A 15,681-nucleotide genomic window follows, 5' to 3' on the forward strand; every position below is an offset into this window, starting at 1 on the left:
GGGCGGTACAGGTGGCACATGTGCCTGATTTATGCACCAGCCCTACCGGCGTACCCGCCCAGCCATCTGCGATTAAAGCCCTCCGAGGCTGCCGCGGCTGGACACAGACCTACGGATAGACGAGCATCACCCTTCCGGGCATGGCTCACCGGTGAATATTCATTGCCGGGTGTCTCGGCCTGCCGTCAGTCCACCATGCAGACGGCAACCTCATCGCACATTGTTAAAGAGCGCTTCGCATCCGGCAGGCTCTCGCTAATCCGCTCGTGTGCCATGGCACCATCGCATCCTATGCGCCCCTACGTTCCGCCGAGCCAGCATCACCAATGCGACGCTCACTCGTTCGATGCACGCCAACGCGTTCATCTCGTACCGCCCGCCTGCAACCCGAAGGCCGTAAACGCAAAAAGGGCGCGTAGCGCACCGCCCAAGCTAGACCATCGGCCCAACTCAAACCATGCAACTACGCGCCCTTGGATTCCCGTGCGACGGAGGGTTATGTCCATCGCCGGAGCGGCCTCATGAGGCGGGCACGTTAGCTGAACCCTCGCGAATTAACCGCTGTTCAGCTCGGGGCTAAAAGCCACCATGACCTCACTACTACCGCGTCGGCATTTCTACCGATATTCGAATCCTACCCCCAAATCACGCTCATCGTCAACTATCAGAAAGCAGAAAATCAGTGAATTGTCAGCATGCCCGAACCAGCAATAACTTCAGCCATCGTGCGCGCCGCAATCTCCGCCTCCTCAGCGCGGTATCGCCTCGCCTTGTTGCCGCTCGCCTTGGCTCGCGCACGCCATACCATAGCGCCAGCATCAGCAGCGCGCAGTACACGCGCCGCACGCTCAGCTTCGCTCGCCCGCTTCGTCCACGGCAAGGACTGCAAGACCCATCCGTCTGTATCCGCCACGGTTCCGGCCTCGGCCAGCGTCTCATACCCGGCCACGCCCGCATTCGCCAGCTCGGTTGCCCGATCCTCATAGCCGACGAAGAACGCGCTACGCACATCGTCATTCCCAGCCCACTCCGAGCAGACCTCGCGAATCAGGAAGGCCCAGGTACGCTCGCGATGCTCGGCCATGCTGGCCGGCCCGTGAATGTCGCCGCGCACCCATTGCCAGTCCTTCTCTGCAAATTCCGCCCCTTGGTCGTACGCTTCGGCCTGCGCCACGCTGGTGTCGATGTTCGCGGTGCTGATGTTCGTTTGATTCATGATCGTTGTTTGCGGTACTCTGCGGGCGCGCTGGCCCGCGTCGGTTAGGTGATGCCCGGTCTATCCGCCAAGACTGAACCGAGCGTTACTGTGGTACGTGCGGTGCCAGCGCCCTAGTCGGCGGTGCCTCCTTCGGCCCCAGCCGAACCGGCAGCAATCGCGGATTGCGCCGCCTTCATGATGGTCACGTGCGTTGTGCCGTATTCCTTCGCCAGTGAGCGCGCCGACGCACCTCCATCTAGCCTCGCCCGAATCGTGCGCTTCTCGTCCGGCGTGAAGCGCTCGGGCCTGCCGCCGACGCGGCCCTCCGCCCGCGCTCGCTCAAGCCCCGCGTGCGTCCGCTCGACGATCAAGTCGCGCTCGAACTGCGCGAACGCAGCGAACATGCGCAGAATGAGATCGCCCGCCGCGCTCGTCACCTCCTGCACGGGCAAGTCCAGCACAACTACCCGGACACCTGCGGCGCGCAGCGCCTGCACCGTACTGTCAACGTCGGCAGCATTCCGGCCCAATCGGTCTAGCTTCGCGACAACAAGCACATCACCCGCCTCCAGCTTGTCCACCAATTTGCGGAAGATCGGGCGCTCCATTGCGGGCACCGTGCCGCTGATCGTCTCGGCATGCACGCGGCGCGGCTCTACCTCGTACCCTGCCTGCTTCGCGACAAGTTGCTGGTTCGTCGTGTCCTGATCCTGCGTCGATACGCGGCTGTACAGAAATGTTCGTGACATGGTTCGTGTGAGTCGTCATGGATAGATAACGTGGATAGAATCATCGGACGGATAGAAACCGATGTCAAGGACTTTCTATCCAACCATGACGTGCCGAATCCACTGGACACTTAACGAACGTTATCTATCCGCGTCTCAGCGGATGCTGCTTCCACGGTGTACACGCGTCAGAAGGTGAGGCCCGCGCTCGGAGTGTCGCGGGTCAGCGCGTGCGCATCGGCGAGATCATCGGCCCGCGACTCGGATCACCTCGCACTCGGCAGTCCGCCATTGAACACGGCGTGTGCCCGGGACCAATCCGGCTGGATAAAACGCGCACACCCGCGCACGGGGGCGTACGCGTGCGAGCGAGCGGCGTAAGTCCGCGCAGAAATCCCTATCGAATTTTGGCCCGGCAGTTGGGCAGCAGCAGTCGAATCATCTCCGCCCTTGCCTCTGACGCACACTTCAGCGCTAAATACGTGAATTAGGTTCTGAGTGGGGAAGAAATGCCACAAGTTCTCATTTCGTACGCGTGGGAGAGCGACGAACACAAAGCGTGGGTTCGAGGCTTTGCGAGCCGTTTGGTATTGAATGGTGTGGACACCCGTTTAGACCAGTGGCACATCGCGCCCGGTCAAAGCCTTACCCAATTTATGGAGAGCGAGATTCAAACGTGCGACCACATACTGGTGATCTGCACAAAGGTCTACGCTCAGAAATCGTTAGCTCGCCAAGGCGGCGTCGGATATGAGCAACAGGTCATTACCGGACACATCACAAGCGGTGTCGCCCGCGAAAAGTTCATCCCGATAATCCGCGACGGCGAGTTTGGCCCGGGAGTGAATTGTGCCATTCCGCCACAATTCGCCGGAATTTACACGATCGACATGCGATCCAACGACACCGACGAATCCAAGTTCGAGGAACTGCTGCGTGCGATCTACAAACGGCCCGAGCATCGCCCTCCGCCGCTAGGGAAGCCACCCGCGTTTGTCGACACGCCGGTAGCGGCCGTAGGCGTAGTGGAAGAATTCGCGAATCTGCGCCTAGCAACCATTGACCTCGACGGTTGGGAGTTGGTCAGCGGGGTCGCGCAGCACCACCGCTACCCTGAGACGTTCTGGATCCCCGGCGAACGCGAGCGGCAGTCAGTGAAAGCCGGTGACATCGTGAAGTTGATCTTCGAAATCGCCATTGATGACAGCCCCGATGGGGCAATCGACGTAAGCGGAGAACGCATGTGGGTAGTCGTCACGGGTAGATCGGGGCCATACATAATTGGCGAACTCAACAGTCATCCGGCTTGTTCGGATGAAACCGAGATTATCCAAGCGGGAGACAGAGTCGTGTTCCTCCCGGAGCACATTATCGACGTATGGACTGGTAGTCATCTTGATGACTGACACGTCTCCGCGCCCCACTCAACCAACTTAATGACTACGAGCGGCGCATGCGGATACGCCAGTCCACCATAATTGTCAGCTACCGATACTCGGCGCGTTGCAAACTCACGAACACGAAAATCTGATCGCCTAATGAACACCAGCCTCGCCGTTCTGCCGGTCATCCTCGCCGCCCTCGCATCCGGCGTGTTTGCACTCGCTGGCGTCATAGTCACGGCCCGCCTTACACAACACCGCGAACACGAGGCCGAGTGGCGACAAACCAAGATTGAGCACTATCAGGAATTCATCTCTGCGCTGTCCGGGATCGTCGCGGGCCGCTCCACTCCTGCCGCGCAGGAACGCTACGCCGATGCAGTGAACGCGCTGGCTTTGGTCGCCTCGCCCGCAGTGCTAGACGCGGTTCATGCATTTCAGGCAGAGATAACCTATCGCAACAGCGCCCGGAGCGACGAGCGGCACGACGTGCTGCTGAATGCGGCGATTCAAACTATGCGGGATGACATTCAGCCAAGCGGCAGCCGTGCGCCGATTCGCGAACTAAACTTTCTCGCGCCGCCGCCCGAAGAAGGCATTAGCGAATAGCGCCGCCTTGATGCTGACGTTCTGCTCAATGCTTCTACGTGGGCTACGTGGGAAGGTAGAATTCATTCACACTCCATTCACACCGAACACCGAATGGAGCCAACTTAACCGCAGTCGCTCTCGTGGATAAGTGCTTGAATAAGCGAAGAATTCTGGCCCGCCCTACACGATTCGAACGTGTGACCTACGGCTTAGAAGGCCGTTGCTCTATCCAACTGAGCTAAGGGCGGTCGAGGAAAGAAGACGCGGCCCCGACGCGGGCCTTGTTGCAAGCAGACGAAGCAAGCACAAACAAAACGGGCCCGGTGTGAACCGAGCCCAAAATTATACCCGATCACGGCGCCGAATCACCCGGAATCGGCGCACCGGCCGTCACACCGGTTGCGGATGCATCATGAACCAGCCCAGGAAGAACACCCCCGCGACCGCACAATACAGGCCGAACGACGCAAGCCGGCCGCGCCCTTCGAAATAGCGCATCAGGAAGCGCACGCTCAGATAGGCCGCGATCGCCGTCAGCACGCCGCCGAGCAGCGCGTCGGCGAGCTGGTCCGGCGCATGGAACAGCTTCGGCAGCTCGAGCACCCCAGCCGCGAAAATGATCGGCGTGCCAAGCAGGAACGAGAATTCCGCCGCCTTTTCCGCGGTCAGCCCCGCCGCATTGCCGGCGATCATCGTCAGGCCGCTGCGCGAGAAACCGGGAATCAGCGCGCCGATCTGCGCAAGCCCCACGAAAAACGCCTGCTTGAACGTCAGCTTCTCGGGCGCCTGGTGCGCGCGGCTGCGCTGGATGCGATCGCCGATCCACAGCAGCAAGCCGTTGACGATCAGTGCGAACGCGACGATGCGCAGATCGTGAAACACGCGTTCGAGACGCTTCTCGAGCAGCAGACCGACGAGCCCCGTCGGAATCGTGCCGATGATGAGCGCCCACATCAGGTGCCCGTCGTCGTTCTTGCGGCCGCCGAGCGACGCGAAGAAACCGCCGATCAGCGCGATCCAGCGCGCACGGAAATACCACAGCAGCGCGAACGCGGTGCCGAGGTGGAGCGCGACGAGAAACGGCAGCAACTGCGGTGCGTGCTTGTCGATATGCATGCCGAACAGCCCGGGCACGAGCAACGTATGGCCGAGACTGCTGACGGGGAAGAGTTCGGTCACGCCCTGCAGGACGCTCAGGAAAAACAGAAACCAGAGACTCACGCGTCGGTCCTCTAAACAGAGATAAAAACGGAAAGGGATTCCGGACGACGCGGTGCGCCGCCGGCAAGCGCGCCCCGATTATGCCCAGCCCACATTACCGAGCCAAGGCATTTGAGAGGATATTGCGGCGTTGCACACAAACGCTTGCAATATGTAAGGCGAAAGAAAGCAAAAAGCCCGCCATTTGCATGGCGGGCCTTGCGGATTCGGTAGCTTTTGCCGTCAGCGGCCGAGCTGGTAGAAAAACAGCACCGTGCTGCCGGTGAACATGCCAAACAGTGCGATTCCCATTGCCATTGCCAGATCCATGTCCGCTCCTCGAAGTGTCATGACCCGGCAACACGACCGGTTTAGTGCATTATCCCGACGCACGACCCTCGCCAAAACTCGCAATTTCCCGAGAAGGGTTTTCCCCGACCGATCCGCGGCCCGATAATAGGGCTCGTCACGCAACGGGCGCCAACAGCGCCCCCGCGCCAGCGACACTCCGTTCATCCGCCCATTCCCGATTCGCCATGCCGATCTTCCAGCAACACGAGATTCACGAACTCCACGCCGGCCCGTCGCTCGTCCGGATCGCCCCGCAATGCGGCGGACGCCTGCTGTCGTGGGACATCGACGGCGAGCCCGTCATCTTCTGGCCGGACACCGCCGACTGGACCCAGCTCGCGCGCGTGCGCGGCGGCAATCCGCTGCTGTTCCCGTTTCTCGGCCGTCATCGCGTCGACGGCGAAATCGGCCGCTGGCGCGACGCGGCGGGCGTGGTCCGCGATCTGCCGATGCACGGCTTTGCGCGCGACCTGCCGTTCGCGGCCCAGCCGTCGGCCGACGGCGCGGCACTCGCGATGACGCTCGACGCGAACGACGCACCGCAAGCCGGCTACCCGTTCGATTTCCGCTTCGAAGCGACCTATCGGCTCGCCGACGCACACACGCTCGACGTCGCGCTGACGACGACCAATCGCGGCGACACGCCGCTGCCCTACTACGCCGGCCACCACTTCTATTTCGCGCTACCGCACACGGAACGCGCGCAGACGACGCTCGAACTGCCGCCGACGCATCGGCGCGAACAGCTCGCCGACGGCACGATCAGCACGCCCGAGCCCGGCGCGCCGCGCTACACGCTCGACGAAGCGCGCATCCACGACCGCTTTCACTGCCTGGACGGCACATCGCCCGCACCGGTGCGGATCGTGATGCCGGGCCGGCGCCGCACGATCGAGATCGCGCTCGACGTGCCGGGTTCGATCCCGTGGTATGCGGTCACGACGTGGACGGAAAAGCCGGAATCCGACTTCTATTGCGTCGAGCCGTGGCTCGGCCTGCCGGACGCGATCCACAACGGCCTCGGGCTGCGGATGCTGGCGCCGGGCGCCACCGAAACGGCGGCATTGCGCATCCGCGTCAGCCCGTTTGCAGGCTGACGCATCGCCACCGGACAGGCCCGCGACAGCGCCAATCTGCGGCTCGCGGGTCGAACCCGTTAAAATCGGACGTTTTGTGTCACCTGCCGCGCGACGCGCGGCGGGGCTTTGCGAGGTTCAATGTTCGGAACAACAACGAAGCGATTCATCGCGGCATCGGTCGCCGCCCTGCTCGCCGCGTGCGGCGCCGCACCCGTCGGCCCCGGGTTTTACCGAGTCGAGCGCGGCGACACGCTCTCCAAAATCGCGCGCTCGAACCGCCAGTCGGTGCAGAACATCGTGCGCTGGAACCAGATCACGAACCCCGATGCGATCGAAGTCGGCCAGGTGCTGCGCGTCGAACCGCCGCCGGGCACGACGACGTCGTCGTCGAGCATCGGCACCGGCAGCGCCGGTCGCAGCCGCCCGGCGCCTGCCACGCCTGCCGCCCCAGCCGAGTCGGCGGCGAAACCAGCGACCAGCATTGCACTGATCTGGCCTGCACCCGGCAGCGTGGTCCGCCCCTTCGACGGCACGAAATCCAAGGGCATCGACATCGCGAACAGCGCCGGCACGCCGGTGATTGCCGCGGCGCCGGGCGTCGTCGTCTACGCGGGCAACGGGCTGCGCGGCTACGGCAACCTGATCATTCTCAAGCACAACGCCGACTACCTGACCGTGTATGCGCATAATCGCGCACTCGTCGTAAAGGAAGGCCAGCAGGTCACGCAGGGGCAGACGATCGCGGAGATGGGTAACATCGACAGCGACCGCGTCGCGCTGCATTTCGAGCTGCGCTACGGCGGACGTTCGATCGATCCGTCGCGCTACCTGCCAGCCCGCTGAGCGGCGGCATGCGGCATTCGGCACGCAACATGCGGTGCCGCCATGCACCGCATGCCGCGTCGCGAATGTGGTCGAATGTGGTCAGCGGGAAGTCAATCAGCGCTTGCGCAGACGGCCGGTCAAACGGCCGGACAACGGATCGACGTGACGCGCAAATGCGACCAGCGCACCGATCCCGATCAGGCTGAACCCCGCAGCTATCAGAAGCAAATCCATGGTCATTTCAGATATTTGTCACGATCTTATGCGTCATTTTGAAATCGTGCACTGAGGCGGCCCTCGCACACGAGTCGGAATATTCCCTAAGATTGCTTACAGTGCGATTCCAGTCGCATGAATAATCTGTGTAAGCGCGCGATCCGGCCATCGCGCCGCCGCCCTCCGGAGACTCTCGATGCTGCCTGCCGCCGACCGCTACGATGAGCTGCTCTCCCGCTTCAGATGGGCCGTTCCGGCACGCTACAACATCGCCGTCGACACGTGCGACAAGTGGGCCGACGGCAGCGGACGGCTCGCGCTGATCCACGAAACGGCGCAAGGCGACGTCACGCGATTGACCTTCGACGACCTGAGGAATGCCTCTAACCGGCTCGCGAACAGCTTCACACGTGCCGGCCTGCGTCGCGGCGACCGGATCGGCATCTTCCTCGCGCAGGGTCCGGAAACCGCCGTCGCACATCTCGCCGCATACAAGCTCGGCGCGATCGCGGTGCCCCTCTTCACGCTGTTCGGCGCGGACGCGCTCGAATACCGGCTCGCGAACAGCGAAGCGGCGGCGCTCGTCACCGACGCGGCCGGCTACGCGAAGATCGCCCCGCTGCTCGGCAAGCTACCCGCATTGCAGACGGTTTACTGCATCGGCGACGATGCACCCGATGCCCCACGTGTATTGCGCTACGACGCGGCGCTCGCCGCCGAATCCGCCGAATCCGCCGACTTCACCGCGGCCGACACGGCGGCCGACGATCCGGCGCTGATCATCTACACGTCCGGCACGACGGGCAAGCCGAAGGGCGCGCTGCATGCACACCGCGTGCTGCCTGGCCACCTGCCGGGCGTCGAGATGTCGCAGCAATGCTTCCCGCGCGACGCACGCCTGTTCTGGACACCCGCCGACTGGGCATGGATCGGCGGCCTGCTCGACGTGCTGCTGCCGTCGTGGCATCACGGCGTGCCGGTGCTCGCACGACGTTTCGAGAAATTCGACGGCGAAGCGGCATTCGACCTGATGGCGCGCCACGGCGTCACGCACAGCTTCCTGCCGCCCACCGCGCTGAAGCTGATGCGCGCCGTGCCGCGGCCGCGCGAACGCTTCGCGCTGGCGCTGAAATCGGTCGCGAGCGGCGGCGAATCGCTCGGCAGCGAACTGACGGCCTGGGGGCGTGACGCGCTCGGCGTGACGATCAACGAGTTCTACGGGCAGACCGAGTGCAATATGGTGCTGTCGTCGTGCGCGGCGCTGTTCGCCCCTCGGCCTGGCGCGATCGGCAAGGCCGTGCCCGGCCACGAGGTCGCGATCGTCGATGCGCAGGGCACGCCGCTGCCGCCGGGCGTCGAAGGCCGCATCGCGGTGCGCGGCCCCGACCCGGTGATGTTCATCGAATACTGGCGCAATCCCGACGCGACCCGCGACAAGTTCGCCGGCGACTATCTGCTGACGGGTGACACGGGCGTGCTCGACGCCGACGGCTTCGTGCGCTTCGTCGGCCGCGACGACGACGTGATCACGAGTGCGGGCTACCGGATCGGCCCCAGCCCGATCGAGGACTGCCTGCTCACGCATCCTGCGGTGCGGATGGCTGCCGTCGTCGGCGTGCCCGACGCGACGCGCACCGAGATCGTCAAGGCGTTCGTCGTGCTGAATCCCGGCTACGCGGGCGACGACACGCTTGTGCAGGCGCTGCAGGCCCACGTAAAGACGCGCCTTGCCGCGCATGAATATCCGCGCGCGATCGCGTTCGTCGACAGCCTGCCGATGACGGCGACCGGCAAGATCGTGCGGCGCGCGCTGCGCGACGCATAAGCGACACAGAAGCGGCGCACGGCCGGCAAGGCCGGATGGTTTATAGTGGCGCTCAGTTGCTCACTACTCGACCATGATGTCCTCCGATCACGAATCCGCCGCGGGCGCGTCGCACAGCCCGCTTTACGCCAAACTCCTCGGTGAAACCGCCAAGATCGACTGGTGCGATCTCGAGCGCTTCTTTGCGCAAGGCAAGCTGCTCGCGGTCGCGCGCGATCTCGATCTCGTGAGCGTCGCCGAGGCGATCGCCAGCGACGACAAGGAGCAGGTCACCCGCTGGCTCGCCGCCGGCCACGTCGCCCGCATGCAGGCCGACACCGCGCAGGACTACGCGGCACGCAATCCGGAACTATGGGCGGTCGTCGTATCGCCGTGGGTCTGCGTGCAGGAACGCGGCTGACGCGTCCGCAATGCCCGATTCCGCGTTATTCGGCACAGCGGCCGACACCCGGCCGGCCGCCGCCTCACACCGGCGCGTCCTCGCGCTCGCGTTCCCGATCGTCCTCGCGAACCTGACCCAGCCGATTCTCGGCGCGGTCGACACGGCGGTCGCCGGCCATCTCGACGGCGCGCAGTATCTCGGCGGGGTCGCGCTCGGCGGGCTGTTCTTCAATTTCGTGTTCTGGGGCTTCGGCTTCCTGCGGATGGGCACGACCGGCCTCGTCGCGCAGGCGCACGGCGCGCGCGACGACGACGGCATCCGGCTGAGCGTCCTGCGCGCGCTCGTCGTCGCGTTCGCGCTCGGCGCCGCGGTGCTGGCGCTGCAGACGCCGCTGCTGTCGTTCACGCTGGCCGCGCTCGGCGGCAGCGACGCGGTGCGCGCCACCGCGCTCGCCTACGGCCACGCACGGATCTGGGCCGCGCCGTTCGCGCTCGCGAATTACGTCGTGCTTGGCTATCTGCTCGGCGCGCAGCGCGTACGGCTCGCGCTCGTTGTGCAGGTGTTCATCAACGCGATCAACATCGGCGCGGTGCTGCTTTTCGTGTACGGCTTCGGTTGGGGAATCGCCGGCATCGGCGCGGCGACGGCCAGCGCGGACGCGTGCGGCTTCGCGCTCGGCGCGTGGCTGCTGTGGCAACTCCGGCCGCGCGGCCTGCCGCCGCTCGCGGCACGCATGCTCGTCGACCCTGCGGCGCTCAGGCGTCTGATCGCGCTCAATCGCGACATCTTCCTGCGCACGCTGTGTCTGCTGTCCGTGTTCGGGTGGTTCGCGCACCTCGGCGCGAAACAGGGCGACGCGACGCTCGCCGCGAACGCGCTGTTGCTGAACTTCCAGACTTTCATGGCGTACGGGCTCGACGGCTTCGCACACGCGGCGGAAGCACTCGTCGGCGCCGCCGCCGGTGCACGCGACCGCGTCGCGTTCCGGCAGGCGGTGCGCATCACGCTGTTCTGGTCCGCGCTCGGCGCGCTGGCGTTCGCGGTCGTGTACTGGGCGGCCGGCGGCTGGATCATCGGACGACTGACCGACCAGGCCGCGATCCGCGAGGTCGCGGTGCGCTATCTGCCGTGGGCGGCGATCTCGCCCGTCGTGTCCGTGTGGGGATTCCTGCTCGACGGCGTGTTCATCGGCGCGACTCAGACGCACTCGCTGATGCGTGCGATGGCGGCGTCGCTCGCGGTGTTCGTCGCGGCGACCTGCGCGCTCGTCGGCACGCTCGGCAACCACGGTCTCTGGCTCGCGCTGCTGCTGTTCATGGCGGCGCGCGGCGCAACGCTCGCGCGCTACCTGCCGGGACTGTCGGCGCAGATCGGCGACGCCGCGCCAGCCGCGCAGGCGCCCGCCGTCTGATTGCCGGCCTGATTTCCAGCCTGATTACCCACCGGATGCAGCGCCGGATTTACTGCGTGGCGGCCGGCGGCTCGGTCAACATCGACGGCGGCGTCATGTCGGTCGGCACGCCGTGATAATCGGCCGGATCCTGCGGCGGGTGGCCGCGACGCGCCTGGCGGGGATCGTCGGCGCAGCCGGCAAGGATCGATGCGGCCAGCACGGCCAGCATGAAGCGGGTCATCAAATCGGGCTCCGGAAAGGACAGCGCGCCCATCGCGCGCTCGGGTCGCGCCGAGTCTAACGGAATTCCGGTTTCGAAGTCGCGTCGCGCATGTCCTACTATGTACTCCATGGCGCTGTGCCGTAGAAAGGAGGCTGCCATGACGTCTGAAGAAATTGCCGGCCTGATTGGCCTGTTCATCGGCTTGATGGTGCTGATTGCGCTGTCGCTCTTCGAGGCGCGCGAATACAAGCGCTCACACGGCGGCGAAGGCATGATCCATCACTGGATGGCGGAGCACCACCTGCTCGACTGGCGTCGCAAGCACTAAGCCGGCTGCGCCGCCCTCCCCGCTCCGACCCGCGCCGAACCCGGGTCGCCTTCCGGCGTGCCGCCCGGGGCACGACGATCGGGCTGTATCCCGCGAATTAATGGGGCCTGGTTTCACACCTGCTGCAGAATGAAAAGCGCCGCTGCGCGGTTCGTCACCGTGCGGCGGCGTTCGCATGTGCGCCCGTTGCCGGGCGCACATCGCGTGCAGGCGTGCGCTCAGCCGAGGAAATGCCGTGCGTAGCGCGTGTTGATATCCGACAGGCGGAACAGCGTCAGGAAATCGGCGCAGTTGAAATCCGGATCCCACGCAGGCGCGCCGCAAATCTTCGCGCCGAGACGCAGATAACCCTTGATCAGTGGCGGCGGCGCAACGACCGTGCCGGTCTGCAGTTCGTCGACCGGCAGCGCCGTATGCGGGAACGCGCGATACTCGGGCGCGGTCAGCGAGTTCGCCGGCAACGACTGGTACAGGTTGGCCGCATAGTGGCCGCCATCGGCCATCGACACGCTCGCGCAGCCGAGCATCGTCTCGTAGCCGTTCTGCATCATGTACGCGCCGAGGCCGCCCCAGAGCGCCATGATGACGGCGCCGCTGCGGTAGTCGCTGTGCACGCACGAGCGGCCGACTTCGACCATCTTGCCGCGCAGGTGCGTGAGGCGCGACAGGTCGAATTCGCCTTCCGCGTACAGGCGCCCGACACGGGCGGCCTGGTGCGGCGGCAGCACGCGATACGTGCCGACGACCTTCAGGGTGTCGAGATCGCGCACCAGCAGGTGATCGCAATAGGCATCGAACGGATCCACGTCGAGACCGGCGGGACCGCTGACCTGCGCACCCATCTCTTCGGCAAACACGCTGTAGCGCAGGCGCTGGGCCTCGCGCAGTTCGTCTTCGGTGCGCGCCCACGCAGCGCGCAGACGGAATTCCGACGTGACGGTTTCAGCGGCGCGCGGCAGGTGACGCCGCGCCGAATCGAGGGGAAGCGAGGCAAAGGGGAGCGTAGGCGTCGGCAGTTCTCGCATTAGGCTTTCCTGGTCGTAAGGAATAAGACGACATGCCCGCCAATGTAGTAATCGGCCGTGACCGTTATGTGGCACGACCGTGTCCTTTCAATGACGTGTCGCCGAATTGACTTTAGCAGAAAGCCTGGCGATCCGTATGAGCAATGCCAATCAGACCAGATCCGGGGACAGCGCCGCGCGCAAAACCGCCTGCCGGTTGCCGTCCCGCGTGCGGCTCGCGAGCCACACGATTCCGCCTTTTTTTACGCTCCAGCTATCGTCGCTGTCGGCGATCAACCGCGCGGCCACGCTGCCGAGCGTCGGCTGGTGACCGACGATCACGACCGTCGGCGCGATCCCGTCCGGCCAGCCCGCCGCGGCCAGCACGTCGTCGACATCCGCGCCGGGCGCAAGCGCGTCGACGGTACGATACTGGTCGGTCAGCGCCTCGACCGTCTGCACGGTGCGCGCCGCCGGGCTCGCGAGAATCACGCTGTTGGTTTCGAGCCGGTTGCGCAGCCACTTCGCCATCGCCTGCGCCTCCTTGCGCCCGCGCACGGTCAGCTGACGCGCGAGGTCGCTCGCCGCATTGTCTTCCGCCTCGGCATGGCGCCACAGGATCAGGTTCATCATGATTGTCTCCGTTGTTTGTGACCGGCCTGCATCCGCCGCGTCAGGCGATTATCATCGCGCAGTTGACCGATCGCGCGATTAAAGGGTAGAATCTCGAATTCTTCGGAGCGTAGCGCAGCCTGGTAGCGCATCTGATTTGGGATCAGAGGGTCGTAGGTTCGAATCCTATCGCTCCGACCACGATATGCAAGGTTTCCACGGCACTGCCGTGGAAACCTCCCAATAGAAAGTCTAACCGGTGCCCGGCAAAAATTTGGCACCGGGACAGCAGGAAGCCCGCCATCGCGCGGGCTTTTGCGCATTCAGAGCCGGGCATCGCAACGCACCGCAGGTCTGGCTGCCCTGGAATCGGGCAAACCGGCATCACGACGGAAAATTGATCGGGGCTCAGTCCGTCGATCCTCCTGAAGCTCTGATCGAAGACATTCTTGCGATCCGAATAGAACGCCTTCGACAGAATCTTGAACTCTCCGTCGACCTTGTTCAGCCACTTCACGCCGTCGGTGTAGTCGACACTGAAAGCATTTTCGCCATCGATCGCCAGATCGCTGACACTCAGAATTCCGTCTTCGAAAACCTGAACCGGATAGCCGGCGGACATTCCCTTTGCTTCTCTTCCGTCAAAAACGACATGATTCGCATCGAGCGCCCATTTGTCATCTTTCGCGCCTTCGGGAACAAAGCATTTGAATGAATGGACGGCGCGATTGCATCCTGCCACGAGATCGAATTTCGGCGTGGACGTGACTTGGTGGTAGTAGCGGTTGCGATGCACTTAAAAGACTTTCAACCGTTTCAATTCATGAGAAAGCATGAGATATGGCTTCATCCGTTCTGACCAGATTCCGGGAAATTTGATATAGCGAATTGCGTCGGCGGATGGGTCTACCTGACAAATAAACTCACAAGATCGAGCCAGCTATAGGCATTGATAGGCTAAAGTACGGAATAGTCGTCTTACTCCGATCTCGCCAGTGAGCGATCAACAACAATCTACAGGAGAATTGTATGGCTACCTATCAGAAGCTGAAGGAGCAAGCCGCGGAACTATTGCGTCAAGCGGAAGAAGCTCGACTCGCCGAACTCGAGGTCGTGCTCCAGGAGGTCCGTGCACGCGTTGCGGAATACGGGCTGACACCCGAGCAAGTATTCGGGCGCAGACGTGGATCAAGCAAAAGTACTAGCGCAAAGCCGGCGCTCGCGCCGAAGTATCAAGACCCGAAGACCGGCGCGACCTGGTCCGGGCGAGGCCGCGAACCCGGCTGGATCAAAGGAAAACGTCGGGAGCGATTCCTGATCCAGGAATAACGCTCATCGCGCCGTTGGTTGCGCAACGACTGGCGAACGAGCCGCCCGACCTCCGGACGCACTCGTTCGCAGCGATTCACGCAATCCAGAGCCAGTCAGTGGAGAGCAAGCGGTTATGTCCCGTCGCCTTCAACGCGGCATTGATATCGGCGCGCGTGTTGATGTTACGACCGTCCACTGAGCAATCCGATTGCGCGTTTCGCTTTTCCAGCGCGAACATCATGATCCCGACCTGATCATCCGTCCTCTCGAGCTTGCCGTCCTTATCCGCGAGTGCCACGCACGCGAATGCGGCATCATGGCCTTTCACCAGATCGACCACGAAATAGTGATAGCCCTTCAGGTACGGATCCTTGTCGTTCAGCCGGTGGACGGCTGTCAGCATGTCGGCGCGGTCAGGGCCGCTCTTGTCCAGATCGCTGGCATACGACGCGATGTTGGCCATGGGTAACGGCAAGGACTACTGCACATGCGGCGAGTCCGGAGAACTTCATCATTGGCAATATTCGTGGAAGAAACGCGATAATATCCGCTACCGACCCTCACCACCGCATGAAAAACTTCTCGCAAGCCGCCCTCATCAGCGCGCTGCTGGCAATCGCGGCACCGGGCATCGCGTCCGCCAAAGCGCTCGACGCCGCGCTCGACTGCCATTCGAACGGCCATGCGTTCGTCGCGCCGCTGCTCGCCGCCGGCGACCTCCAGCCGGAGCCGATGCACGTCGAATCGAACTCGGTCAACGCGTTCCGCACCGAGCACGACCTGACGGCCTATGGCTTCGGCGTCTATGTCGTGCTCGGCTATCAGGCGAATGATCCGATCTTCCGCCAGGGCAGCGGCACGCCGATCGGCGACTGGGCTTACGGGGTCGTGGTCAAGGGCACGAAGGGCGCGGTCGAGGCCGCCGTGCGCAAGGCCGGCAGCGACGCAACCGTCAAGCAGGCATTCCCGTTCCTGACCGCGATCGTCTGCGCGTCGGACTGAGCGGTTTCACGCAGACAGGTCAGGCGCAGGC

19 protein-coding genes and 2 tRNA genes are annotated in these 15,681 nt (G+C 63.9%); 11 read left to right on the plus strand and 10 right to left on the minus strand.

Annotation, left to right across the window (positions count from 1 at the left end; genetic code table 11):
* Nucleotides 1-679: 679 nt before the first annotated feature.
* Both DID96_RS22050 and DID96_RS22055 read right to left on the minus strand, forming a co-directional pair.
* Complete coding sequence (locus tag DID96_RS22050) at nt 680-1,216, minus strand: hypothetical protein (protein ID WP_124601388.1); 537 nt, start codon at nt 1,214-1,216, stop codon at nt 680-682.
* A gap of 113 nt (nt 1,217-1,329) precedes the next feature.
* Nucleotides 1,330-1,947: a recombinase family protein gene (locus tag DID96_RS22055; protein ID WP_124601389.1), complete on the minus strand. Its 618-nt coding sequence runs from the start codon at nt 1,945-1,947 to the stop codon at nt 1,330-1,332.
* A gap of 488 nt (nt 1,948-2,435) precedes the next feature.
* On the opposite strand from DID96_RS22055, the gene DID96_RS22060 reads away from it, so the two are divergent.
* Both DID96_RS22060 and DID96_RS22065 read left to right on the plus strand, forming a co-directional pair.
* The gene (locus DID96_RS22060; protein WP_124601390.1) at nt 2,436-3,332 is read left to right on the plus strand and encodes a toll/interleukin-1 receptor domain-containing protein; all 897 of its coding nucleotides are present in this window, start codon (nt 2,436-2,438) and stop codon (nt 3,330-3,332) included.
* Between the two features lie 132 nt (nt 3,333-3,464).
* Nucleotides 3,465-3,917 carry a hypothetical protein gene (locus DID96_RS22065; protein ID WP_124601391.1) on the plus strand — a complete coding sequence of 151 codons (453 nt, stop codon included), beginning with the start codon at nt 3,465-3,467 and terminating at the stop codon, nt 3,915-3,917.
* A 153-nt stretch (nt 3,918-4,070) separates the two neighbouring features.
* Here the strand turns inward: DID96_RS22065 and DID96_RS22070 are convergent.
* The 3 genes from DID96_RS22070 to DID96_RS38670 form a co-directional block, all read right to left on the minus strand.
* A tRNA-Arg gene (locus DID96_RS22070) sits at nt 4,071-4,147 on the minus strand.
* Nucleotides 4,148-4,289: 142 nt separating this feature from the next.
* On the minus strand, nt 4,290-5,120 hold the full coding sequence (locus DID96_RS22075; RefSeq protein WP_124601392.1) for an undecaprenyl-diphosphate phosphatase: 831 nt from the start codon (nt 5,118-5,120) through the stop codon (nt 4,290-4,292).
* A 222-nt stretch (nt 5,121-5,342) separates the two neighbouring features.
* Nucleotides 5,343-5,450: a UDP pyrophosphate phosphatase gene (locus tag DID96_RS38670; RefSeq protein ID WP_221624598.1), complete on the minus strand. Its 108-nt coding sequence runs from the start codon at nt 5,448-5,450 to the stop codon at nt 5,343-5,345.
* 185 nt (nt 5,451-5,635) lie between these two features.
* On the opposite strand from DID96_RS38670, the gene DID96_RS22080 reads away from it, so the two are divergent.
* From DID96_RS22080 to DID96_RS22100, 5 genes are all read left to right on the plus strand, one after another.
* Nucleotides 5,636-6,547 (plus strand): aldose epimerase, encoded by a 912-nt coding sequence (locus DID96_RS22080; RefSeq protein ID WP_124601393.1) that lies wholly within the window; start codon nt 5,636-5,638, stop codon nt 6,545-6,547.
* A gap of 120 nt (nt 6,548-6,667) precedes the next feature.
* Nucleotides 6,668-7,372, plus strand: a complete 705-nt coding sequence (locus DID96_RS22085) for a peptidoglycan DD-metalloendopeptidase family protein (protein WP_124601394.1) — start codon at nt 6,668-6,670, stop codon at nt 7,370-7,372.
* Between the two features lie 394 nt (nt 7,373-7,766).
* Nucleotides 7,767-9,395, plus strand: coding sequence for an acyl-CoA synthetase (locus DID96_RS22090; RefSeq protein WP_124601395.1), 1,629 nt, complete (start codon nt 7,767-7,769; stop codon nt 9,393-9,395).
* 76 nt (nt 9,396-9,471) lie between these two features.
* The gene (locus DID96_RS22095; protein WP_124601468.1) at nt 9,472-9,795 is read left to right on the plus strand and encodes a DUF2288 domain-containing protein; all 324 of its coding nucleotides are present in this window, start codon (nt 9,472-9,474) and stop codon (nt 9,793-9,795) included.
* 10 nt (nt 9,796-9,805) lie between these two features.
* Nucleotides 9,806-11,188, plus strand: a complete 1,383-nt coding sequence (locus DID96_RS22100; RefSeq protein WP_124601396.1) for an MATE family efflux transporter — start codon at nt 9,806-9,808, stop codon at nt 11,186-11,188.
* Nucleotides 11,189-11,237: 49 nt separating this feature from the next.
* Here DID96_RS22100 and DID96_RS22105 read toward each other — a convergent pair whose 3' ends face one another.
* On the minus strand, nt 11,238-11,444 hold the full coding sequence (locus tag DID96_RS22105; protein ID WP_124601397.1) for a hypothetical protein: 207 nt from the start codon (nt 11,442-11,444) through the stop codon (nt 11,238-11,240).
* A gap of 106 nt (nt 11,445-11,550) precedes the next feature.
* On the opposite strand from DID96_RS22105, the gene DID96_RS38390 reads away from it, so the two are divergent.
* Entirely contained in the window at nt 11,551-11,721 is a 171-nt protein-coding gene (locus DID96_RS38390; protein WP_185732327.1) for a hypothetical protein, read from the plus strand.
* A gap of 218 nt (nt 11,722-11,939) precedes the next feature.
* On the opposite strand, the gene DID96_RS22110 is transcribed toward DID96_RS38390, so the two are convergent.
* Nucleotides 11,940-12,746: a GNAT family N-acetyltransferase gene (locus tag DID96_RS22110; protein WP_124601398.1), complete on the minus strand. Its 807-nt coding sequence runs from the start codon at nt 12,744-12,746 to the stop codon at nt 11,940-11,942.
* A gap of 150 nt (nt 12,747-12,896) precedes the next feature.
* Nucleotides 12,897-13,358, minus strand: a complete 462-nt coding sequence (gene sixA / locus DID96_RS22115; protein WP_124601399.1) for a phosphohistidine phosphatase SixA — start codon at nt 13,356-13,358, stop codon at nt 12,897-12,899.
* A 103-nt stretch (nt 13,359-13,461) separates the two neighbouring features.
* Between sixA and DID96_RS22120 the strand changes: the two genes are divergently transcribed.
* Nucleotides 13,462-13,538: transfer RNA gene (locus DID96_RS22120), tRNA-Pro, on the plus strand.
* Here the strand turns inward: DID96_RS22120 and DID96_RS22125 are convergent.
* The gene (locus tag DID96_RS22125) at nt 13,501-14,133 is read right to left on the minus strand and encodes a hypothetical protein (RefSeq protein WP_124601400.1); all 633 of its coding nucleotides are present in this window, start codon (nt 14,131-14,133) and stop codon (nt 13,501-13,503) included. The two genes, DID96_RS22120 and DID96_RS22125, sit on opposite strands and share 38 nt — an antisense overlap.
* Nucleotides 14,134-14,366: 233 nt before the next feature.
* On the opposite strand from DID96_RS22125, the gene DID96_RS22130 reads away from it, so the two are divergent.
* Nucleotides 14,367-14,666 carry an H-NS histone family protein gene (locus tag DID96_RS22130; protein WP_124601401.1) on the plus strand — a complete coding sequence of 100 codons (300 nt, stop codon included), beginning with the start codon at nt 14,367-14,369 and terminating at the stop codon, nt 14,664-14,666.
* Between the two features lie 76 nt (nt 14,667-14,742).
* Here DID96_RS22130 and DID96_RS22135 read toward each other — a convergent pair whose 3' ends face one another.
* Nucleotides 14,743-15,111 (minus strand): hypothetical protein, encoded by a 369-nt coding sequence (locus tag DID96_RS22135; protein WP_124601402.1) that lies wholly within the window; start codon nt 15,109-15,111, stop codon nt 14,743-14,745.
* Between the two features lie 107 nt (nt 15,112-15,218).
* Here DID96_RS22135 and DID96_RS22140 point away from each other — a divergent pair, with 107 nt between their 5' ends.
* Nucleotides 15,219-15,650: a hypothetical protein gene (locus tag DID96_RS22140; RefSeq protein ID WP_124601403.1), complete on the plus strand. Its 432-nt coding sequence runs from the start codon at nt 15,219-15,221 to the stop codon at nt 15,648-15,650.
* Nucleotides 15,651-15,681: the final 31 nt, after the last annotated feature.

This window comes from Burkholderia sp. Bp8963 (assembly GCF_003854275.1).
Lineage (GTDB): Bacteria > Pseudomonadota > Gammaproteobacteria > Burkholderiales > Burkholderiaceae > Burkholderia.